The organism is Rhizobium pisi, from assembly GCF_003938655.1.
In the GTDB taxonomy this organism is placed as follows: Bacteria; Pseudomonadota; Alphaproteobacteria; order Rhizobiales; family Rhizobiaceae; genus Rhizobium; species Rhizobium pisi.
This window is the reverse complement of sequence record NZ_RJJT01000002.1, coordinates 328,401-348,417: the sequence shown is the minus strand read 5'-3', so window position 1 is coordinate 348,417 and position 20,017 is coordinate 328,401. Positions and strand designations below refer to the sequence as shown.

General features: G+C 61.3%; 20 protein-coding genes. 14 read left to right on the top strand and 6 right to left on the bottom strand.

Going from position 1 to position 20,017, the window contains the following annotated elements:
* Positions 1–13 precede the first annotated feature (13 nt).
* The 9 genes from EFD55_RS04310 (at position 14) to EFD55_RS04270 (ending at position 10,460) form a co-directional block, all read left to right on the top strand.
* Entirely contained in the window at positions 14–778 is a 765-nt protein-coding gene (locus EFD55_RS04310; RefSeq protein ID WP_125843327.1) for an SDR family oxidoreductase, read from the top strand.
* A 13-nt stretch (positions 779–791) separates the two neighbouring features.
* Positions 792–1,349 carry a gluconokinase gene (locus EFD55_RS04305; RefSeq protein ID WP_125843325.1) on the top strand — a complete coding sequence of 186 codons (558 nt, stop codon included), beginning with the start codon at positions 792–794 and terminating at the stop codon, positions 1,347–1,349.
* A complete protein-coding gene (locus EFD55_RS04300) occupies positions 1,339–2,232 on the top strand; it encodes an NAD(P)-dependent oxidoreductase (RefSeq protein WP_125843323.1) in 894 nt (297 codons plus the stop codon). Before EFD55_RS04305 ends, EFD55_RS04300 begins: the two co-directional genes overlap by 11 nt.
* Before the next feature lie 106 nt (positions 2,233–2,338).
* The gene (locus EFD55_RS04295; RefSeq protein WP_125843321.1) at positions 2,339–3,835 is read left to right on the top strand and encodes a sugar ABC transporter ATP-binding protein; all 1,497 of its coding nucleotides are present in this window, start codon (positions 2,339–2,341) and stop codon (positions 3,833–3,835) included.
* An 18-nt stretch (positions 3,836–3,853) separates the two neighbouring features.
* Positions 3,854–4,894 carry an ABC transporter permease gene (locus EFD55_RS04290; RefSeq protein ID WP_125843319.1) on the top strand — a complete coding sequence of 347 codons (1,041 nt, stop codon included), beginning with the start codon at positions 3,854–3,856 and terminating at the stop codon, positions 4,892–4,894.
* A gap of 46 nt (positions 4,895–4,940) precedes the next feature.
* Positions 4,941–6,038, top strand: coding sequence for an ABC transporter substrate-binding protein (locus tag EFD55_RS04285; protein ID WP_125843317.1), 1,098 nt, complete (start codon positions 4,941–4,943; stop codon positions 6,036–6,038).
* A 95-nt stretch (positions 6,039–6,133) separates the two neighbouring features.
* Positions 6,134–6,472 (top strand): hypothetical protein, encoded by a 339-nt coding sequence (locus tag EFD55_RS04280; RefSeq protein ID WP_125843315.1) that lies wholly within the window; start codon positions 6,134–6,136, stop codon positions 6,470–6,472.
* A 456-nt stretch (positions 6,473–6,928) separates the two neighbouring features.
* Positions 6,929–7,999 (top strand): LLM class flavin-dependent oxidoreductase, encoded by a 1,071-nt coding sequence (locus EFD55_RS04275; RefSeq protein ID WP_125843313.1) that lies wholly within the window; start codon positions 6,929–6,931, stop codon positions 7,997–7,999.
* Positions 8,000–8,504: 505 nt separating this feature from the next.
* Entirely contained in the window at positions 8,505–10,460 is a 1,956-nt protein-coding gene (locus EFD55_RS04270) for a HAMP domain-containing methyl-accepting chemotaxis protein (RefSeq protein ID WP_125843311.1), read from the top strand.
* 80 nt (positions 10,461–10,540) lie between these two features.
* Here EFD55_RS04270 and mctP read toward each other — a convergent pair whose 3' ends face one another.
* From mctP to EFD55_RS04245, 5 genes are all read right to left on the bottom strand, one after another.
* Positions 10,541–12,016 carry a monocarboxylate uptake permease MctP gene (gene mctP, locus EFD55_RS04265; RefSeq protein ID WP_125843309.1) on the bottom strand — a complete coding sequence of 492 codons (1,476 nt, stop codon included), beginning with the start codon at positions 12,014–12,016 and terminating at the stop codon, positions 10,541–10,543.
* Positions 12,006–12,203 carry a DUF3311 domain-containing protein gene (locus tag EFD55_RS04260; protein WP_125843307.1) on the bottom strand — a complete coding sequence of 66 codons (198 nt, stop codon included), beginning with the start codon at positions 12,201–12,203 and terminating at the stop codon, positions 12,006–12,008. Before EFD55_RS04260 ends, mctP begins: the two co-directional genes overlap by 11 nt.
* A 266-nt stretch (positions 12,204–12,469) precedes the next feature.
* Entirely contained in the window at positions 12,470–13,120 is a 651-nt protein-coding gene (gene mctR, locus EFD55_RS04255; RefSeq protein WP_125843305.1) for a two-component system response regulator MctR, read from the bottom strand.
* Positions 13,117–14,502 (bottom strand): two-component system sensor histidine kinase MctS, encoded by a 1,386-nt coding sequence (mctS, locus tag EFD55_RS04250; RefSeq protein WP_125843303.1) that lies wholly within the window; start codon positions 14,500–14,502, stop codon positions 13,117–13,119. Before mctS ends, mctR begins: the two co-directional genes overlap by 4 nt.
* A gap of 100 nt (positions 14,503–14,602) precedes the next feature.
* Positions 14,603–15,067 (bottom strand): Lrp/AsnC family transcriptional regulator, encoded by a 465-nt coding sequence (locus EFD55_RS04245; RefSeq protein WP_010029817.1) that lies wholly within the window; start codon positions 15,065–15,067, stop codon positions 14,603–14,605.
* 161 nt (positions 15,068–15,228) lie between these two features.
* Here EFD55_RS04245 and EFD55_RS04240 point away from each other — a divergent pair, with 161 nt between their 5' ends.
* From EFD55_RS04240 to EFD55_RS04220, 5 genes are all read left to right on the top strand, one after another.
* Positions 15,229–16,008 (top strand): ABC transporter ATP-binding protein, encoded by a 780-nt coding sequence (locus EFD55_RS04240; RefSeq protein ID WP_125843301.1) that lies wholly within the window; start codon positions 15,229–15,231, stop codon positions 16,006–16,008.
* 47 nt (positions 16,009–16,055) lie between these two features.
* Entirely contained in the window at positions 16,056–16,829 is a 774-nt protein-coding gene (locus EFD55_RS04235) for a transporter substrate-binding domain-containing protein (RefSeq protein WP_125843299.1), read from the top strand.
* 12 nt (positions 16,830–16,841) lie between these two features.
* Positions 16,842–17,567, top strand: a complete 726-nt coding sequence (locus EFD55_RS04230; RefSeq protein ID WP_125843297.1) for an ABC transporter permease — start codon at positions 16,842–16,844, stop codon at positions 17,565–17,567.
* 13 nt (positions 17,568–17,580) lie between these two features.
* Positions 17,581–18,270 (top strand): ABC transporter permease, encoded by a 690-nt coding sequence (locus tag EFD55_RS04225; protein ID WP_125843295.1) that lies wholly within the window; start codon positions 17,581–17,583, stop codon positions 18,268–18,270.
* Positions 18,271–18,395: 125 nt separating this feature from the next.
* Positions 18,396–19,304: a homocysteine S-methyltransferase family protein gene (locus EFD55_RS04220; protein ID WP_125843293.1), complete on the top strand. Its 909-nt coding sequence runs from the start codon at positions 18,396–18,398 to the stop codon at positions 19,302–19,304.
* A gap of 79 nt (positions 19,305–19,383) precedes the next feature.
* On the opposite strand, the gene EFD55_RS04215 is transcribed toward EFD55_RS04220, so the two are convergent.
* On the bottom strand, positions 19,384–19,818 hold the full coding sequence (locus tag EFD55_RS04215; RefSeq protein ID WP_125843291.1) for a MarR family winged helix-turn-helix transcriptional regulator: 435 nt from the start codon (positions 19,816–19,818) through the stop codon (positions 19,384–19,386).
* Positions 19,819–20,017 lie beyond the last annotated feature (199 nt).

Here is a 20,017-nt window from a genome sequence, read left to right as displayed (position 1 = left end):
AGGAGTGATTTGCATGAAGAACCTGTTTGATCTTACCGGACGGTTGGCTCTCATCACCGGCTCTAGCCAGGGGATCGGCTATGCGTTGGCCGAGGGCCTGGCGCAGTATGGAGCCGAGGTCATCATCAACGGCCGCACGGCGGAAACGGTCCAGCGCGCGGTCGAAAGCCTCCGGGATCAAGGCCTGTCGGCCCATGCGGCCGTCTTCGACGTGACCAGCAAGGACGCTGCCGCACAGGGGATCGCGGCGATCGAAGCCGATATCGGGCCGCTCGACATCCTGATCAACAATGCCGGCATGCAATTTCGCACGCCCCTGGAACACTTCCCGGCGGACAAATGGGAATTGCTGCTGACCACCAATATTTCGAGCGTCTTTTACGTCGGCCAAGCGGCGGCCCAGGGCATGATCGCCCGCGGCCAGGGCAAGATCATCAATATCGCCTCCGTTCAAAGCGAACTGGCGCGCCCCGGCATCGCTCCCTATACGGCGACCAAGGGCGCAGTGCGGAACCTGACCCGCGGCATGTGTGCCGACTGGGCCAAGCATGGCCTGCAGATCAATGCGATCGCGCCGGGCTATTTCAAGACGCCGCTGAACCAGGCGCTCGTCGATAATCCCGAATTCTCGTCCTGGCTGGAGAAGCGCACCCCGGCCGGCCGCTGGGGCAATGTCGAGGAACTGGTCGGGGCTGCCGTTTTCCTGTCGGGCCGCGGTTCGTCCTTCATCAACGGGCACACGCTGTATGTCGACGGCGGCATCACGACCTGCCTCTGACAGAGGTGGGACGATGAGCTTCGCGAAGAAGGCACCGCCTCTGGCCGTCATTGTCATGGGCGTCAGCGGCTGCGGCAAATCCTCGGTCGGAGAACGGCTCGCTGCCCGAAACGGCATACCGTTTCTGGAGGGCGATCGGCTCCATCCCGCTCAAAACGTTGAGAAGATGGCGCGGGGCATACCGCTTGCCGATGACGACCGCCTACCGTGGCTCGACCGGATCGGCGAGGAAATAAGAACCTCACAGGATGCATCGCAAGGATTGGTGATTTCCTGTTCGGCGCTGAAGAGAAGCTATCGAGACAGGCTGCGGCAGGCGGCGGGCGGGCGCCTGGCCTTTGTTTTCCTGGAGGGATCCCGCGACCTGCTGCTGTCACGGATGCAGGCGCGCCAGGGCCATTTCATGCCGGCGTCCCTGCTCGACAGCCAGCTGCGGACGCTGGAGCCGCCGACCGGCGAAGCCGGTGTGGTGACGGTGGCGATCGACAATGCCTTGGATGATATTGTGGCGCTGGCTTGCAAGGGACTGAGCGGCATGGCCGTCAAGGGAGGAGATTATCATGCAGGATGATTATAGAGCAGATGTCGCCGTCATCGGCGCCGGCATCATGGGAACGGCGATCGTCACCCGATTGATCGAAACCGGGCACAAGGTCTCCGTTTTCGATCTCGATGCCGAAAAAGTCGCGGCTTTGGTGGCCAAGGGCGCCCGCGCAGCGAGCTCCGTAGAGGATGCTGTCTCGGCCTCGGAATTCTGCGTGCTCAGCCTCAATCACGCAAATATCGTGCGCGCCGTCGTCTTCGGTGAAAAGGGTGTCGCCGCGGCGGCGAATGCCGGCAAACTGCTGATCGACATGTCGTCCATCGATCCTGCCGAGACGGCCGAGATGGCGGCGCGACTGCGCCGGGAAACGGGCATGGCATGGGTGGATTGCCCGCTCTCCGGCGGCGTGCCCGGCGCGCTCGGCGGACGGTTGACGATCATGGCGGGCGGCAACCTGGAGGATTTCGAGCGGGCGCGTGTGGTGATGCGGCATCTTGCCGCCAACTATACGCTGATGGGCACATCTGGCGCCGGGCAGACTACGAAGCTGATCAATCAGCTGTTTTGCGCCGTGCTGTTTCAGGCCGTCGCCGAGGCGGTCAAGCTCGCGGAAGCCGGCGGCGTCGATGCGGCAGCCATTCCGAGAGCCCTTGCCGGCGGCCGGGCGGACAACCGGATCATGCAGGAATTCATGGCGAAGTTCGCCGCGCGGGATTTCTCGCCGACCGGCAGGATCGACAACATGCTGAAGGACCTGGATTCGCTTCAGGCCTTTGCGCTGAAGACGAAGACGCCATTGCCGATGACGGGCGCAGTGGTCGAAATCCACCGCCTGCTTTGCGCAGCCGGTCTCGGGCCGAAGGACTCGGCCGAGATGATGCGCCTTCTCGACGGACTCCGCGGCGATTGATCTCAATCTCTGGAGAAATTCGAGATCGCCATCTTTCCGCTTGACCATCCATAAATGTTATCGATAACATACAGCAATGACAACCGCAGCTTTGGGAGGAGCCACAGTGGAAGCCAAGAGACTGCTGGAGTTCCAGTCGATCACCAAGAGCTTCGGCGGCACGCAGGCGCTGCGCGACGTCTCGATCGATTTGCGCGAGGGCGAAATTCTTGCGCTGCTCGGGGAGAACGGCGCCGGCAAATCGACGCTCATCAAGACGCTTGCCGGCATCTACAAGCCCGATAGCGGCGACATCCTGTTTCGCGGCCAGAGCTACCATCATCGCCCCCCGAAGCCGAACGAGCGGCAACCGGTTGCCTTCATCCATCAGGATCTTGGTTTGATCGAGTGGATGACGGTCGGTGAGAATATGGGCCTGTCGCAGGGCTTCTCGATGCGTCGCGGCCTGATTGATTGGAACAGGACGCAGGCGCGCGCCCGGGAAGCCTTGAAGCTCGTCGGCTGCGATTTCGATCCGACCACGCGGGTCTCGGCCCTGTCGCGCACCGAAAAATCACTTGTCGCCATTGCTCGCGCACTTGCCGTCGAAGCCGACGTTCTTGTGCTCGACGAGCCGACGGCGAGCCTTCCCGCCGATGAAGTCGACCGGTTGTTCAATGCGATCCGCCCGCTGAAGGACCGCGGCGTCGGTATGATCTACGTCTCCCACAGGCTCGACGAGATTTTCCGGATCGCCGATCGGGTCGCCGTTCTGCGCGACGGCTGCATGGTGGGACAGAAGCCCGTCAGCGAGACGACCCCGGACGAACTCGTCACGATGATCATCGGCCGCAGCGGCGACAGCCTCTTTTCGAAGACCGAGATCAAGCCCGGCAAGGCGATCGTTAAGGTTCGCGATCTCGTCTGCGCCGGTACGAGCCCGATATCCTTCGATATCCGCGAAGGTGAACTTCTGGGACTGGCCGGATTGCGCGGTGCCGGTCAGGAACGCATCGGCCGGGCACTGTTCGGCTGCGAGCCCTTCGACGGCTCGGTTCTGCTGCATGATGAGGCCCCTAACCTTTCGAGCCCGCTGCGGGCCATGGCGTCGGGGATCGGACTAATCGCCCGTGACCGGACGGAAGAATCCGTGGCGCTCTCGCTTTCCATTCGGGAAAACACCTACCTCAATCCGGGAGCCGTCGGACGTGGGCTTTTGTCCTTCCTGTCGCCACGCGGCGAAGCCGACCTTGCTCATAAGATCGGTCATTCCGTCGGCCTCAGGCCGAACGACCCGGATCTGCCGGTAGAGGCCCTCTCCGGAGGTAATCAGCAGAAGGTCGTCGTTGGCCGCTGGCTGGCGACTGGCCGCAAGCTGCTGATCGCGGAAGATCCGACCGCCGGCGTCGACATCGGCGCGCGTGCAGAAATCTACCGTCTGATCACCCAGGCGCTCGAGGCCGGCCTCGCGGTTGTCGTCGTCTCGACGGATTTCGAGGAAATTGCCCATATCTGCCACCGCGCGCTGGTTTTCTCGCGCGGCAAAATCGTCAGCGAACTGACTGGAAGCGCTCTGACGACGGAGGCGGTTATCACAGCCGCATCCGCATCGGAGGCCGCTTGAACTATCGGGAGAACAGCCATGCAATCCATTGAATCCACGGCGCTGGAGCCGACCAAGAGCGAAATGGCCGGCCTGTCTACAGGGCAGAAGATCGGACGCCTGATCCCGGTCTATGGTCTGGTGATCCTCACCGTCGGCCTGATCGTGATCTTCTCGATCCTTCTGCCCGGTACGTTCCCGACCGTGTTGAACGTCCGCTCGATCGTGTCCGACAAGGCGATCATCGCGCTTCTGTCGCTGGCTGCGATGATCCCTATGGCATCGGGTCGCATCGACCTGACCGTCGGCTACGGCATCGTGCTCTGGCATATTCTCGCCATCAGCCTGCAGACGGCCTATGGCCTGCCCTGGCCGGTCGCCGTCCTCATCGTCCTCGCACTCGGCGTCTTCACCGGCTTCATCAACGGCCTGCTGGTCGAGGTTGCCAAGATCGACAGCTTCATCGCCACACTCGGCACGGGAACCGTCCTCTACGCGCTTGCGCTCTGGCACACCGGCGGGCGGCAGGTGGTCGGCGTCCTGCCTGAGGGTTTCTACGCGCTGAACGGCACCATGCTGTTCGGCCTGCCGATTACAGGCATTTACGTGCTCTTGATCGCGATCTGCATGTGGATCGTGCTCGAATACCTGCCGATCGGCCGCTATCTCTACGCGATCGGCGCCAATCCCAAGGCCGCCGCCCTCAACGGCATTCCGGTCCGCAAATTCGTGATCGGCGCCTTCGTCACCTCGGGCCTGCTGGCGGCGCTGACCGGCGTTCTTCTCGCCTCGAAGCTGCGCATCGGCCAGGCGAGCGTCGGCCTCGAATATCTCCTACCGGCGCTTGTCGGTGCTTTCCTCGGGTCGACGACGATCAAGCCGGGACGGGTGAACGTCTGGGGCACTTTGATCGGCGTCATCATCCTGGCGGTCGGAATATCAGGAATTCAGCAATTCGGCGGATCGTTCTTTGTCGAACCGCTGTTCAACGGCGTGACGCTGCTGATTGCCATCGGCATAGCAGGTTACGCCCAGCGCAAGCGCGGGGCCGTGAGGAGGATCACGCCCGCATCGAAATGAGGCCGGATCGCCGGCATTTCATAACAAATAAAATGGAGGAGTGAACATGAAGCGCAGAGCGTTATTGCAGGCAACGGTCGCAACCGTCGCCGTTATGCTGAGCATGCCGGCATTGGCCGACTCGATGGCCGACGCCAAGGCCGTGGTGGACAAATACGCGTCGAAGGTGAGTGCGTGGGATGGCCCGACGACCGGCCCCAAGGGGGCTGCGGGCAAGAACATCGTCATCCTTGCCGCCGATATGAAGAACGGCGGCATCCTCGGCGTGGTCAATGGTGTTCAGGAAGCGGCAGGCGCATTGGGCTGGACGGTGAAGGCGCTTGACGGCGCCGGTTCCATCGGCGGACGCACCGCGGCGTTCGGCCAGGCGATGGCGCTGAAGCCAGACGGCATCATCATCAACGGCTTCGACGCCGTCGAGCAGAAGCCGGCAATGGAAGCAGCCAAGGCGGCCGGCATTCCGATGGTTTCCTGGCACGCCGCCTCGGCGGTCGGTCCCGTTCCCGACGTCGGCGTCTTCGCCAACGTCACGACCGATGCGATGGAAGTGTCGAAGTCCGCGGCGGACTGGGCCTTTGCCGATGCCGGCGGCAAGCCTGGCGTCATCATCTTTACCGACTCTACCTATGCGATCGCGATCGCCAAGGCCGACCGCATGAAGAAGGAGATCGAGGATCTCGGCGGCACGGTGCTCGAATATGTCGACACGCCGATTGCCGAAACCTCCCAGCGCATGCCGCAGCTCACCACATCGCTTCTGCAGAAGTATGGGGCGAAGTGGACGCATTCCCTGGCGATCAACGACCTCTACTATGACTTCATGGGGCCGTCGCTTGCCTCCGCCGGCATTGCCGGTGACGGAAAGCCGGTCAACGTCGCAGCCGGCGACGGTTCGGAGAGCGCCTACCAGCGTATCCGCGCCAAGCAGTATCAGGCCGTCACCGTCGCTGAACCGCTCAATCTCCAGGGCTGGCAGCTCGTCGACGAACTGAACCGCGCTTTTGCGGGCGCTCCGTGGTCCGGCTATGTGTCGCCGCTGCATGTGGTGACCAGCCAGAACGTCGAATTCGATGGAGGACCGAAGAACAGCTTCGACCCCGATAACGGCTATCGCGACCAATACAAGAAAATCTGGGGCAAATAAGCCCTTCGACCAAGGGCGTATCGACTGATACGCCCTCCTCCCCTGCACCACGTCACCATCGATCCGGCTCCGGCGAGTTTGGGAAAAGAGAACCTATGATCATTCGTTACGCTTTGTTTGAAGGCGAAATCCATCCCGGCAGAGAAGAGGAGTTCCGCGATTTTGTCAGGCAGCGGCTCGTCCCTCTGTGGACGAAATTCCCGGGCGCCGAGGAAGTCCGGGTGCTGGACGGGATGGAACGTGACGAAGGCGCCCCGGTCTACGCCATGGCGCTCGCCATTCGTTATCCCGATATGGAGGCGGTGAATGCAGCACTTCGCTCCGATGTGCGCTTCGAAAGCCGTGAGGTCACCGGGCAACTCCTGCAGCTCTTCACCGGCAAGGTGCATCATCACGTCTTCTCGGCCAACGAATATCCGCCGGCCACGGCCTGACATCAGGCGATCCCGGCTTCGGCAATAGCGGGCGATCAAAAACCGTCCGGCCTTCGGAGAGATCATTGCTGCAAAGCGCCTGCGGATGGCCCATCCCAGGCGCTTTTCTCATTGCCTGGCGCACTGGCTATCCCTGGGACGCGACGGATGGCGAAGTTTCCATTGCCGTCTTTTTGGGGACAATTTTTCGTCGGCGAGCCTAATATTAAACTAAATAGTCTATTGATTTAGTGTATTATATTTCATCTTACCGTGCATCGTTCCTGCTAACAGCAATCCGAAACGGGAAGATCGACGATGACATTGGCAAAGGCATTAAAAATTGCGTTGTTCAGTCTGCTTGGTCTCGGTGTCATTCACAATCTGGAAGCAGCCCCGGAGGCGCAAGTGGCCGTGTGATCTCTCTGGCGGCCTTAACCCCGGGTCCCTTTCCAATCCACAGAACTGCAGCATCGCATGAGCAATCATTCCGAATTTCTCTGGTATATTCCCAACGACGTCAGGCCCGGCCATCGCGGTGATTCCGCCGTCGAGGACCACAACAGCTTGGATACGCTGACCAGCCACGCCCGGGCGCTGGAGGAGCATGGCTGGAAGGGCGCGCTCATCGGCACCGGTTGGGGCCGGCCCGACACGTTCACGGTCGCCGCCTCGCTCGCTGCGCGAACCACCACCTTCGAGCCGCTGATCGCGATCCGCCCGGGTTATTGGCGGCCGGCGAACTTCGCGTCCGCGGCGGCGACGCTCGACCACCTGACCGGCGGCCGCGTGCGGATCAACATCGTATCGGGCAAGGACAACCTGGCTGCCTATGGCGACAGCGAGGGCGATCAGGCAGATCGCTACGCCAGGACCAGGGAGTTCATGCATCTGGTCCGCAGACTGTGGACCGAAGAAAACGTGACCTCGGCGGGCGATCATTTCGGTGTCGCCGAATCCACCGTGGTGCCGCGTATCGAGGTCCGCGGCGACCGACGGCACCCCAAATTCTATTTTGGCGGCGCCTCGGAGGCGGCCGAGCGGGTGGCCGCGACCGAGGCCGATGTCCAGCTTTTCTGGGGTGAGCCGTTCGACGGCGTCCGCGAGCGGATAGAGCGGCTTAAAGCATTGAGCAGGGAACTCGACCGCGATCTTCCGCCGCTGGAATTCGGACTGCGCATCACGACACTGGTTCGCGACACCACGGAACAGGCCTGGGCCGACGCCGAGGCGAAGGTTGCCGAGATGGCGAAGAGCAAAGGCGCTGGCTGGCATGATCACCAGCGTATGCTCGCCGTCGGCCAGCAGCGGCTTCTGGCTCTTTATGAACGCGGCGACGTGCTCGACGACAATCTCTATACCGCGCCGGGCAAATACGGCGGCGGTGGCGCAGGCACCACGTGGCTGGTCGGTTCGGCGGCTGATGTCGCCGGCTCGCTGCGTAAATACGAGGATCTGGGCATTACGCACTTCGTGCTGTCCGACACGCCTTATCTCTCCGAGATCAAGCGGCAGGGCGATCAGCTGCTGCCGCTGCTCCGGGGCTGATGCTTGCGAAAAGCCGTCAGGTGATCGTCCGGCATCGGCGAAGTCATTGCGGAGATCATTGTCCGCATGTCGAGCGCAGAGAGTTGAGGAGTCCGGTTTGCAACAAAAGAGATATCCCAATTATCTCCAGCAACTTGGCATATTCTTCCTGATGTGCAGGATAGTGCATCTTGCGCGAAAAATACCGGCGAAATATACGAAATGCGCGACGCAATGATGCCTCTGCCGTCTGCGTTTACACTCTCTAAAATATATTCCCCTAAATTTTTAGGATATCGGAGTGACCTTCGCAGGATCGTCACCTGCGCCATGATGGCAGCCAGGCCCCGACATCTCGCATGATATCTTTTTACCTCGATGCGCGCTTCGCGCCTCGTTGCGCGCGCCGAGCGACGTCGGCGTATTCCGGGGTCAGATCGAGCTCCACACCTCAACGAGTTGTGACGAGCGATCATGCCAGCCGAGACACCTTTAACAAACCACGCCGAGGCGATGGAGAGCGATAATGAAGAGCATTAAGAGTTTCGGGATCGGGGTGCGCCTGACCCTCGGTTTCAGCTTCCTGCTTCTGCTGATGGCCGGCCTGACCATCTATTCGGCGGTGAAGGTTGCTGAGATCAACAGCAATCTTGAAACGATCAACGACGTCAACAGCGTGAAGCAGCGCTTTGCCATCAACTATCGCGGCAGCGTGCACGACCGCGCGATCGCCATTCGCGACGTGACCCTCGTGACATCAGCGGATGAGCGCAAGAGCGCGGAGGCATTGATCGAAAAGCTGGCGGCAACTTACGCCGAGAACGAAAAGCGTATGGCCGACATGGTTGCATCTCCGGCAGGTGCGACGGATCAGGAAAAGTCCATCCTGAAGGAGATCGCCGACATACAGGCGAAAACCAATCCTCTGGTTTCCCAGATCATCGCATTGCAGGAGAAGGGCGATGGCGAGGCAGCCCGCAAGATCCTGCTCGAACAGGCTCGGCCGGCCTTCGTTGCCTGGCTCGGCGCCATCAACAAATTCATCGATTTCCAGGAAGCGCTGAACAAATCGGTCGGCGGCGAGGTTCGAAGCGCGGCGAGCGGCTTCAAGCCGATTGCGCTGACAGCACTCGCGATTGCCGCTGTTCTTTCCATCATTGCCGCAGCCATCACATCCCGCACGATCGTCGGCCCGATGGCAAAACTTCAGCTCTCGCTGAAGGCGATGGCGGACGGAAATCTCGACGGTGATCGTCGTCTGGAAGCGCGGGGCGATGAGATCGGCAAGCTCGCGCGCGCCGTGGCCGGCTTGCGCGACGCAATTTCGGCGAAGGCGGAACGGGAAGCAGACGCGGAAGCCAAGCGGGCAGTGACGGAACGGCAGCGGCTCGAGCAGGATGCCGACGAACGTCGTACCCTTGCCGAGCAGACCGACAAGGCTGTCGGCCAACTGGGCAATGCCTTGCAGGCGCTGGCCGACGGCGACCTGACGCAGCAGATCGATACCCCGTTCATCCCGTCTCTGGAAAAGCTCCGGGCCGACTTCAATGTGGTGGTCGAAAAGCTCCGCGCCGCCATGCAGAGAGTTTCCCAGAACGCGAGCGCAATCGCCGCCGGCGCACAGGAGATCCGCTCCGCCTCGGACGATCTCGCCAAGCGGACCGAACAGCAGGCCGCATCCGTCGAGGAAACCGCCGCTGCGCTGGAAGAGATCACGACGACCGTCGCCGATTCGAGCAACAAGGCCCAGGAAGCCGGGCAGCTCGTGCGCAAGACCAAAGACAGCGCGGAGCGCTCGGGCAGCGTCGTTCGGGATGCGGTCGACGCCATGGGCAAGATCGAATCCTCCGCCACTGAAATCGGAAGCATCATCGGCGTCATCGACGAGATCGCCTTCCAGACCAACCTGCTTGCGCTGAATGCCGGCGTCGAAGCCGCCCGCGCCGGTGAAGCCGGCAAGGGCTTTGCCGTCGTTGCCCAGGAAGTGCGCGAACTGGCGCAACGGTCCGCCAAGGCAGCGAAGGAGATCAAGGAACTGATCAACGCTTCGAACGGCCATGTGAAAAACGGCGTTGCCCTCGTTGGCGAAACCGGCAAGGCACTGAAGGAGATTGCCGCACAGGTGCAGCAGGTCGACGGCAATGTCGGGGCGATCGTCGGCGCTTCGCAGGAGCAGGCAACGGGGCTGAAAGAGATCAATACCGCCGTCAACAAGATGGACCAGGGCACACAGCAGAACGCCGCCATGGTGGAGGAAGCCACAGCCGCCGCTCATAATCTCGCCAAGGAAGCGGACGCGCTGTTCCAACTCCTGGGTCAGTTCAATATCGGAGGATCGGTGGCATCCAAGCGCTCATCGCAGCCGGCTGCAGCGGCGCAGCATGCTCAGCCCGTAGCGTCGCCCGCTCGCCAGATGATTGCCAAGGTGGGCAAGTCGTTCCAGGGCAATGCGGCATTGGCCGGCGATTGGGAAGAATTCTGATCGCCGGATCTGATTGCAGCCTCGACTGAGGCGTAAAGTGACGAAGGGCAGCGTTTGCTGCCCTTCGTTTTGAGGTCATCTTACGCCCGCGCCGGAGCCTTGGCCGGAAGCACGGCGGTGATTGCGACCGCAACGGCGATGTTTGCGGCAAGCGCGAGCAGGCCGGTGTAGACGGTGAAGGGTTCGCCGCCGAGGCTCACCAGATGCAGAGGCTTCCAGCCGGCGTCCCAGACGAGGAAGGTGCCGCCGCAGAAGCCCACGAACCAGCCGGCGAGTAGAGCGGGTGCACGGAACCAGTTGGTATAAAGGCCGAAGACCAGGGCCGGAAGCGTCTGCAGGATCCAGATGCCGCCGAGCAGCTGCAGGTCGAGTGCGAACTGCGTCGGCAGGAAGATGATCACGAGAAGCGCGCCGACCTTCACCACCAGCGACGTCACCTTCGCGACCTTGGCCTCGCCCGCATCGCTGACTTTGGGATCGACGTAGGCTTTCCAGAAATTGCGGGTGAAGAGATTGGCAGCACCGATGCTCATCACCGCCGCCGGCACCAGCGCGCCGATGGCGATCGCTGCAAAGGCGAAGCCGGAGAACCAGCCCGAGAAGAGCGTCTTGAACAGGGTGGGAACGACATCGTTCGCACTGTCGAGCTTCAGGTTGGCGGCGTGTCCCATATAGCCGAGCAATGCCAGAAGGCCGAGCAGCAACGTATAGGCGGGCAGCATGATCGCATTCTTGCGGATCGTTTTGCCGCTGTTGGAGGCAAAGATGCCCGTCAGCGTATGCGGATACATGAAGGCTGCAAGAGCCGAACCGAGAGCGAGCGTCGCATAGGCGACATACTGGTTGCCGCCGAGCAGCAGGCTGCCGGAGCCTTTGACCTGGAACGCCGCATCGGCCGAGGCGAAGACATTCGCATAGCCCCCGAGCTTCGACGGAATGAGTGCTACGGCTGCGATCACCACGATATAGATCATGATGTCCTTGACGAAGGCGATCAGCGCCGGGGCGCGCAGGCCGGCGGAATAAGTGTAGAGCGCCAGCACGATGAAGGCGATCGCAAGCGGCAATTCGCCGTGCAGCCCGAGCGCCTTCAAGACCGCCGTCATGCCGACGAGCTGGAGAGCGATGTAAGGCATGGTGGCGATGACGCCGGTTGCCGCGACAGCGAGTTCGAGACCACGCGATCCGTACTGACCATGGACGACATCGGCGGCCGTCACATAACCGAAATCCTTGGCGCGTTTCCACAGAACCGGCATGACCATGAAGACGAAGGGATAAACGACGATGGTATAGGGCAATGCGAAGAAGCCGTAGGCCCCAACGGTATAGACCAGCGCCGGGACGGCGATCACGGTATAGGCGGTGTAGAAATCGCCGCCGACGAGGAACCAGGTGATCCAGGTGCCGAAGTTGCGTCCGCCGAGACCCCATTCGTCGATATGGGCCAGCGTCTCCGGCTTGCGCCAGCGGCTTGCGACGAAGCCCATGACGGTGACGAGGGCGAAGAAGAAGATGAAGACGGCAAGCGCCGTGCCGTTGATGTCAGTCGTCATGGCGAACGCTCCGATAGGCAATCCAGGTCAGCGTCGCCGTGATCGGCACCCAGAGAAGCTGATACCAGTAGAAGAAGGGAAAGCCGAAAAGCGCCGGTTCGCGGAGATTGTAGAATGGCGGCCAGAGCAGACCTATAAACGGAATGACAAGCAGCCAGAGCGCTGCCTTGCTACGTGGTTTTTCCATGTCGGGATCCCTTTCAGGCGCCGCGGGCGGCGGTCGCCATGTTCCAGTTGTCGGCGTGGAAGGCAGGTCTGTCAGCCGGCCGCGGTGGCAGGCCCGGTTCGGGTCGCTCGAGGTTTTCCGCACAGTCGGAAGCTGATGTAACGCATATGAGTTCCTCCCAACGGCTCACGCTCGGTCAGCCGTGAGGGGAGTCCTATGGCGTTGATTTTGTCCTCACAAGATGGGCGCGGAGCCGAAATGCCGCGGTCTACCCAGAAGTGGGTAGGCTAGATTTTCTCGACTTTCGAGACGATGCCGTGATCGAGTGCATAGCGGATAAGGCCCGCCGTGGTGGCGATGCCGAGCTTTCTCTTGAGGTTCTTGCGATGCGTTTCCGCTGTGGCGGAGGTTATCCCGAGCACCTCGGCGATCTCCCGGTTGCTTCGGCCGGCAACAATCAGCCCGAGGATGTCGCGCTCGCGCGGCGTCAGGGGATCGCTCCCCTCCTCGGTACGCTCGCCCATCAGCGCGTCGAAGACGCCCGAGGAGAAATAGGTGCCGCCATCCGCCACTGTCTCGATGGCCGCGACGATTTCGTCAGTCGAGACGTCCTTGAGGACGTAGCCTGCGGCGCCATGCATGACGGAGGAGGAAATATACTCGCGGCTGTCATGCATGGAGAGCATCACGACGCGGGTTTGCGGAAGTTCGTTCCTGAACAGTTCGATCGCGTCGATGCCGCTCAGCTTCGGCATGTTGATGTCCATCAGCACCACCTGCGGCTGGATCTGCCGGGCGATGTCGAGGCCGATTTGCGCCAGCCCCGCCGTCCCAGTGACTTCGATATGGTCGAATGTCTCGAGCACGGCCTTCAAGCCGTCCAGCACCAGCGGATGGTTGTCGATCAGCAGTACCCTGATTTTCGGGCGTTCATTCATGCCGCTTCCGCCTGCTTGCCGGCGGGCAGATTGACCGATTTCGGCATCATGGCGGTCAGCGTCGTGCCGGCCTCGCTGCTGTTGATGAGCAGCAGGCCCCGGAAGTGGGCCATCCGCTCCTGCATGTTGCGCAGGCCAAGGCCCGACCTGCCGGATGTGCCGTCCTTGCTTTCATCGAAGCCGCTGCCGTTGTCGGAAATCGTCATGCGGGCGCGGCCACCGTCGCTCCAGAGTTTGACTGCAAGCCGGGAGGCGCCAGAATGCCGCTCGACATTGTTGAAGGCTTCCTGTGCGACGCGATAGAGGGCGGTGTTGGCTTCGGCCTTCAGCGTATCCGTGAAGCCCGAAGCATCGATCTTCGTCTCGATCCCGGTCCGCTCGGCGAAGTGATGGCATAGTGCTTCGAGGGCCGCCGTCAGGCCAAGGTCGTCGAGCACGCGAGGGCGTAGATCGTGCGACAGCCGGCGGATTTCCTTGATCGCGCCGTTCAACGCTTCGATGCCGCGCTCAATGGTGAAGGCCGCATCGTCGACATTGGTCCTGACCTTGCGGCCGGCGAGATCCATGGCATAGCGCACGCCGACGAGATTCTGGGAAATGCCGTCATGCAACTCGCGGGCAAGCCGCGCGCGCTCTTCTTCCTGGGTATCGATGACCCGCTGCGTCAGCGCCTTGAGCCGGCCATCGGCCATGCGGCGCTCGTGGAAGGTCAGGAGCATGCAGGTCGTGAAAACGACGAGCACCGAAGGCACGGCGATCAGCGCGACGATGATGAAGGTCCGTCTTATGTTGGCGCGCATCACCGCATTGGCGGCCGCACTCTGGGCAAAGACATCGTCCAGGTAAACGCCGGTTCCCACGACCCAGTGCCATTTGTCGAGACTGACGACGAAGGAGAGCTTGTCGGCGATCTGTCCGGTCGATGGTTTCTGCCATTTGTACTGATGCAGGCCCCCGCCGGCCTTTGCCGTGGCGATCAGCTCGGCAATGACCTTGTCGCCATCCGGATCGGTGAGGTCCAGCCAATTGTGCCCATGCCGAAAACTCTGGCGTGGATGGACGATGTTGTTGCCGTCGTAGTCGTAGACGAAGAAATATCCGTCCTTGCCGTAGTCGAGCGAGGTCAGAATCTCAGACACCTGCTGTTTGGCGGCCTCGTCTTCGGGACCAGCCTTGTCATAGATCGTCTGGATGGCGGACAGGGCAAGGTTGGTCAGATTGAGGATTTCGGCTTCCTTGGTCTTCAGCATGTTCTGTTCGAACGTATCGATGCTGTTCTTGGCAAGGTTTGCCGATTGCCATGTGATGAAGGTGGTGATGGCAAGGATCGAAATGACGAGCGGAACGATCGCCAATGCGATGATCTGGTGTCTGAGCGTCAACGATCATTCCTCCCGAGAATGTGTGCCCGGAATTATGCCCTTTGGCAAATGCGAGTCCAGCGGCTTGTCCGCGCGGCGGACCAACGCGGCCGCGCCAGCACTATTCGAGCGGCACGAACAGCCCGAGCTTGACGTCCCGCAGCACGACATTTGTGTGCATGCGGCGGATCTGCGGATTGTCGGCCATGATCAGGGCGGCGATGTCGTCATAATGCTCGACGTCGCGGGCGGTGACGATCGCGATCAGATCCACGGCGCCGGTGACGTAATAGACCTGCTGGATATGGTCCTGCTTCTCGGCCCACACGCGGAACTTCGCCAGCGCGTCGTAATTGTCCCGTTCGATCTCCATGCCGACGATGAATACCATCGATGTCCCGGTCGCCTTCCGGTCGACGACGGCGACTTCCGCCTTGATGATCCCTTCCTCGCGCAGGCGCTTCAGCCGCCTCTGCACAGCCGAAACCGACAGGCCGATCCGTTCGGCTATCGTTTCGGCCTTCAGCTGGCAGTCGCGCTGAACGATATCGAGAATGTCACGGTCAAAACGGTCCAGTTGTTCCATGTTCACTCCAGTTCTCGCCGCAGCGCTTCACGTTTTCTGCCGCATTCGCCGCACGAAGAAGATTATTTTGCACAAAATATGCAGAATGGATGAAAATTGCGCGAAAAAACCGCGTTATTTTATCATTATCCTTCTCAAACTCAGTTCAGCCGGAACCATGCATGCCAGATCAACCCTTTCCTGCTCTTCGCGTCGAAGATCTCCATAAAAGCTTCGGCTCGCAACAGGTTCTCAAGGGTATCTCTACGCAGGCCCACAAATCCGATGTGATCTCCATTATCGGTTCGTCGGGCTCCGGCAAGAGCACCTTCCTCAGATGCATCAATTTCCTGGAAACGCCCGATCGCGGCCGCATTGCCGTGAACGGTGAGGAGGTCGCGCTGAAAGCCGGCCGCGGCGGGCGGCTGCAGCCACGCAGCTGGCGGCAGATCGAACGGCTGCGGACCGGGCTCGGCATGGTCTTTCAGAGCTTCAATCTCTGGGCACATCGCACGGTGCTCGAAAACGTCATCGAGGCGCCGGTGCATGTCATGGGCATTCCCAGACGCGAGGCGATCGAAAAGGCAGAGGCCCTGCTCCACAAGGTCGGGCTTTTTGAGAAGCGTGACGCCTATCCCGCCTTTCTCTCCGGTGGCCAGCAGCAGCGCGCGGCAATTGCCAGGGCGCTTTGCGTCGATCCTGCCGTCATGCTGTTCGACGAGCCGACTTCGGCGCTTGATCCGGAGTTGGTCGGCGAGGTTCTCAAAGTCATCCGCGATCTCGCGGAAGAAGGGCGGACCATGCTGATCGTCACGCATGAGATGCGCTTCGCCCGCGATGTCTCGAACCGTGTTCTCTTCCTGCATCAGGGACGGATCGAAGAGGAAGGCTCGCCGGAACAAGTCTTCGGATCGCCGGTCAGCGCCCGCTGCCGGGAGTTCACCGGTCTCAGCGCCCACTGATGCCCACCGTGCCATCATCGACAACACCAACCAGGAGAATCCTGCGAATGAAACTGCTCCCCATGCTTTTCGCCGGCGCGGCACTTGCGCTTTCCGCGGTCGCCGCACAGGCCGAAGTCCGCTTCGGCGTCATGAACGAATCTTACCCGCCCTTCTTCGCCAAGGATGCATCCGGCGAATGGCACGGATGGGAAATCGACCTGATGAACGCCGTCTGCGACGAGATGAAGGAGAAGTGCTCGATCGTCGATATCTCCTGGGATGGTCTGATTCCGGCTCTCCAGAGCAAGAAGTTCGACGTGATCTGGTCATCGATGTCGAATACCGCCGAACGCTCGAAGGTGATCGATTTCACCGACAAATATTACAACACGCCGAGCACCTTGATCGGTCCCAAGGATCAGAAGCCGGGCGCCACTGCCGAGGATGTGAAGGGCAAGACCATCGGCATCCAGGTGTCGACGATCCAGTCGGAATACTACAAGAAGTATTTCGCCGGGGCTGCAGAAGAGAAGACCTACCAGACACTCGACGAGGCTTTCCAGGATCTCGCCTCCGGCCGCATCGATTATGTCTTCGGCGATTCACTGGCGCTCGACGCTTTCCTGAAGAGCGACGGCGGCAAGGATTGCTGCGCCAAGATGGGCGACGTCGCCGACGACAAGGAGATCCTCGGCGCCGGCGTTTCGGGCGGCCTTCGCAAGGAAGATACCGAGCTGAAAACCAAACTGAATGCGGCCATCGCTGCCGTCCGCGCCAGCGGCAAATATGACGCCATCACCAAGAAATACTTCGATTTCGACATCTACGGCGCGAAGTAAGCAATCCTGACGATGGCGACTGCGCAACAAGGCATTCTGGAACTGCTGTCTCCCTATCCTCCGGGATGGGGTGGCGTCCTGCTGACGGGCGCGGTCTCCACAGTCGCCATCTCGGCCTGCGCCTTCGCCATCGGTCTTCTGCTCGGCACGGCCGGCGCGCTTGGAAAGCTTTCGGGCAATCGAGCGCTCCGCCTTCTGCTCGATCTCTATACGACGCTGATCCGAGCCGTTCCCGAGTTGATCCTGATTGTCGGGCTCTATTATGCCGGCACCGATGGCCTCAACCGGCTTCTGGCCGCGTTGGACCTGCCGCCGATCGATGTGAACGGTTTCGTCGCGGCCATCGCCGTGCTGGGTTTCGTGCAGGGGGCCTATATGACGGAGGTGCTGCGCGGCGCGATCCTTGCCGTTCCCGTTGGTCAGATCGAGGCGGCCAAAGCCTTTGGCATGGGGCCGATGCTGCGGTTCCGCCGCGTGCTGCTGCCGGCGCTTTTGCCAAATGCGCTGCCGGGTCTTGCCAATCTGTGGATGTCGGTCACCAAGGACAGCGCGCTGGTTGCGGTCGTTGGTTATCAGGAACTGGCGCTCGCTACCCGTCTCGCCGGGGCGAGCACCAAACACTACTTCGTCTTCTTCCTTGCTTCGGCCCTTCTCTATCTCGTCATCACGTTGGTTTCCAACGTCGCCTTCAAGTTGATCGAAGGGCGGGTGCGGCGCGGCCAGCCGCGCCTTGCCTGAAGAAAGTGCGCCCATGAGTTTCACCTGGATCTCTTCTTACTGGCCGCTTCTTCTGACGGGGGCCTGGCAGACCGTTGCGCTGCTTGTCATTTCCGTGGTGTTCGGCTTCGTCCTTGCGATCGGTCTCGCCTTCGCGCAGGTCAGCGGCGGCAGGTTTACGCGGCTCTTTGCTCGCGGTTACTGCACCTTCTTCCGCGGCACGCCGCTGCTGATCCAGCTGTGGCTGCTCTATTACGGGGTCGGGTCGCTGTTGCCCATGGTTCCCGGTATCCGCCAGAGCCTGTTCTGGCCTGTCTTGCGCGAGGGCTTCTTCTTCGCCGCCGTCAGCTTCACACTGAATTATGCGGCCTACGAAGCGGAAGTACTGCGCGGCGCGCTGCTCGCCGTTCCCAAAGGCGAACTCGAAGCCGGCCGAGCCTTCGGCCTGTCGCCCTGGAAGCTGACCCGCCGCATCTGGCTGCCGCGCGCCATTCGCATCGCCCTGCCGACTATTGCGGGAGAGATCGTCATGCAGCTCAAGGCGACGCCGCTCGCCTTCACGGTGACGGTGATGGATCTCTACGCCGTGGCAAACAAGGTTCGCCAAGACACGCTGCTCGTCTATGAACCGCTGATCGTCGTCACCCTCTTCTATCTCGCCCTGACCGCAGTGATCGCCCGCGTCTTTCGAGGTCTCGAAGCGCAAGTGCCGGTTCGCCGCTAGGCGTGGGAAAAAGGACTGGTCATGAATTCCTGTACGCGATGAAGCGTACCACGCACACCTCGCCCACTTTGTTTTGAAAAGCCTGCTGCCGGTGACGGCGCGACGGCCTGAATGGAGATCACTTCTTGAGCACGATGCGAATTCTCGATGGCGGCATGAGCCGCGAGCTTCTGCGGCTTGGGGCCGAACTGAAACAGCCGGAATGGTCGGCATTGGCGCTGATGCATTCGCCGCATATCGTGCGTAGGGTACACGAGGAATTCATCGCCGCCGGCTCTGAGGTCATTACGACGAATAGTTATGCGCTCGTGCCCTTTCACATCGGCGAGGACCGATTCCAGCAGGAGGGCGCGGAACTGATCCGTCTTGCCGGTCGCCTGGCGCGGGAAGCCGCCGATGCCGTCGCCGACCGAAAGGTGGTGGTCGCCGGTTCGCTGCCGCCGATCTTCGGCTCCTACGAGCCGCAGAATTTTCAGCCTTCCCAGGTGCAGGATTATCTCAAGGTGCTCGTCGAAAACCTCGATCCTTTCGTCGATATATGGCTCGGCGAAACATTGAGCCTGATCGCCGAGGGCGAGGCAGTGCGCAGGGCAGTGGTGGCATCAGGCAAGCCGTTCTGGATTTCCTTCACATTGGCGGATGACGAGGCAGCCATAAGGGGCGGCGAGCCGAAGCTTCGCTCCGGCGAAAGCGTCGAGGACGCCGCGTCATGGGCGGCTTCATCGGGTGCCGAGGCGTTCCTGTTCAACTGCAGCAAGCCCGAGGTCATGCGCGCGGCCGTGGAGACCGCAGCCCGCGTGTTCCGGAAGGCGGACGCTCAGATCGAAATCGGCGTCTATGCCAATGCTTTCGAAGGGGAAACAGGCGAGGCTGCCGCCAATGAAGGCCTGCACGATACCCGCGATGACCTGAATGACGATGCCTATTCGCGCTTTGCCTGTTCCTGGGCCGGGGCCGGCGCGACGATCATCGGCGGCTGCTGCGGTATCGGGGCTGCCCATATTCATCGCTTGAGGAACACGCTCTTGGGCTGAACGCCGGAGGGCCAGACGGCCCGCCGCTGGCGCAACTTTTCACGCTCCGATCTTGCCTGCGGCGTGGCGCAAGAGTGCGCTATTCCGCTTTGTGGGCCGATTTCTGAAGTTCGAGGAGAAGCTCGATCAGCTTTGGGGCCATCACCCTGATTTCCGAGAGATGAACGGCGCTCAGTCTCGTCAGGAGTTCGTCCGCCTTCTCGGTCAAGAGAATCGTCTGGCGGCGTCTGTCGACCGGATCGGCATGGCGTTCAACCAGTCCGGCATCCGACAACCGCCCGACGAGTTCGGTCGCCGTATGGGGCGCGATGATGAGCCGCTCGGCCAACATGCCGATCGTCATGGCATCGCCGCGTTGTCCCTTGATCGCGAGCAGCGCCTGATGCTGCTGGACGGGCAGTCCTTCCGCCTGCGCGGCGGAGGCGCTGAAGTCCATGAACTGGCGAAGCGCGAATCGGAGGTCGGCGAGAGCCTCGTAATCCTCCTGTCTCAGCGGCGGCACGGTCTTCTTCAAACTCAGTCTCCTCTGCCGCTTGGACGAAGTGCCGCAATCGACGCGATCGGCCGCGGTTCATAGAGCGCAAACTGTTCCCCGATCTCGAATAGATGGGCCGCCGCCGACCGGTCAAGTGAAGCGCCTTCTGAGACATTTTCACCGCCGCACTTTCATCCATTGATTTATATCGTATCACGATATATTTAGCGGCGTAAAC

Bases quoted from the DNA above. Each gene is read 5' to 3' on its own strand.
- EFD55_RS04310 (WP_125843327.1), top strand. From the start codon at position 14: ATGAAGAACCTGTTTGATCTTACCGGACGGTTGGCTCTCATCACCGGC.
- EFD55_RS04305 (WP_125843325.1), top strand. From the start codon at position 792: ATGAGCTTCGCGAAGAAGGCACCGCCTCTGGCCGTCATTGTCATGGGC.
- EFD55_RS04300 (WP_125843323.1), top strand. From the start codon at position 1,339: ATGCAGGATGATTATAGAGCAGATGTCGCCGTCATCGGCGCCGGCATC.
- EFD55_RS04290 (WP_125843319.1), top strand. From the start codon at position 3,854: ATGCAATCCATTGAATCCACGGCGCTGGAGCCGACCAAGAGCGAAATG.
- EFD55_RS04285 (WP_125843317.1), top strand. From the start codon at position 4,941: ATGAAGCGCAGAGCGTTATTGCAGGCAACGGTCGCAACCGTCGCCGTT.
- EFD55_RS04280 (WP_125843315.1), top strand. From the start codon at position 6,134: ATGATCATTCGTTACGCTTTGTTTGAAGGCGAAATCCATCCCGGCAGA.
- EFD55_RS04275 (WP_125843313.1), top strand. From the start codon at position 6,929: ATGAGCAATCATTCCGAATTTCTCTGGTATATTCCCAACGACGTCAGG.
- EFD55_RS04270 (WP_125843311.1), top strand. From the start codon at position 8,505: ATGAAGAGCATTAAGAGTTTCGGGATCGGGGTGCGCCTGACCCTCGGT.
- mctP (WP_125843309.1), bottom strand. From the start codon at position 12,016: ATGACGACTGACATCAACGGCACGGCGCTTGCCGTCTTCATCTTCTTC.
- EFD55_RS04260 (WP_125843307.1), bottom strand. From the start codon at position 12,203: ATGGAAAAACCACGTAGCAAGGCAGCGCTCTGGCTGCTTGTCATTCCG.
- mctR (WP_125843305.1), bottom strand. From the start codon at position 13,120: ATGAATGAACGCCCGAAAATCAGGGTACTGCTGATCGACAACCATCCG.
- EFD55_RS04245 (WP_010029817.1), bottom strand. From the start codon at position 15,067: ATGGAACAACTGGACCGTTTTGACCGTGACATTCTCGATATCGTTCAG.
- EFD55_RS04240 (WP_125843301.1), top strand. From the start codon at position 15,229: ATGCCAGATCAACCCTTTCCTGCTCTTCGCGTCGAAGATCTCCATAAA.
- EFD55_RS04235 (WP_125843299.1), top strand. From the start codon at position 16,056: ATGAAACTGCTCCCCATGCTTTTCGCCGGCGCGGCACTTGCGCTTTCC.
- EFD55_RS04230 (WP_125843297.1), top strand. From the start codon at position 16,842: ATGGCGACTGCGCAACAAGGCATTCTGGAACTGCTGTCTCCCTATCCT.
- EFD55_RS04225 (WP_125843295.1), top strand. From the start codon at position 17,581: ATGAGTTTCACCTGGATCTCTTCTTACTGGCCGCTTCTTCTGACGGGG.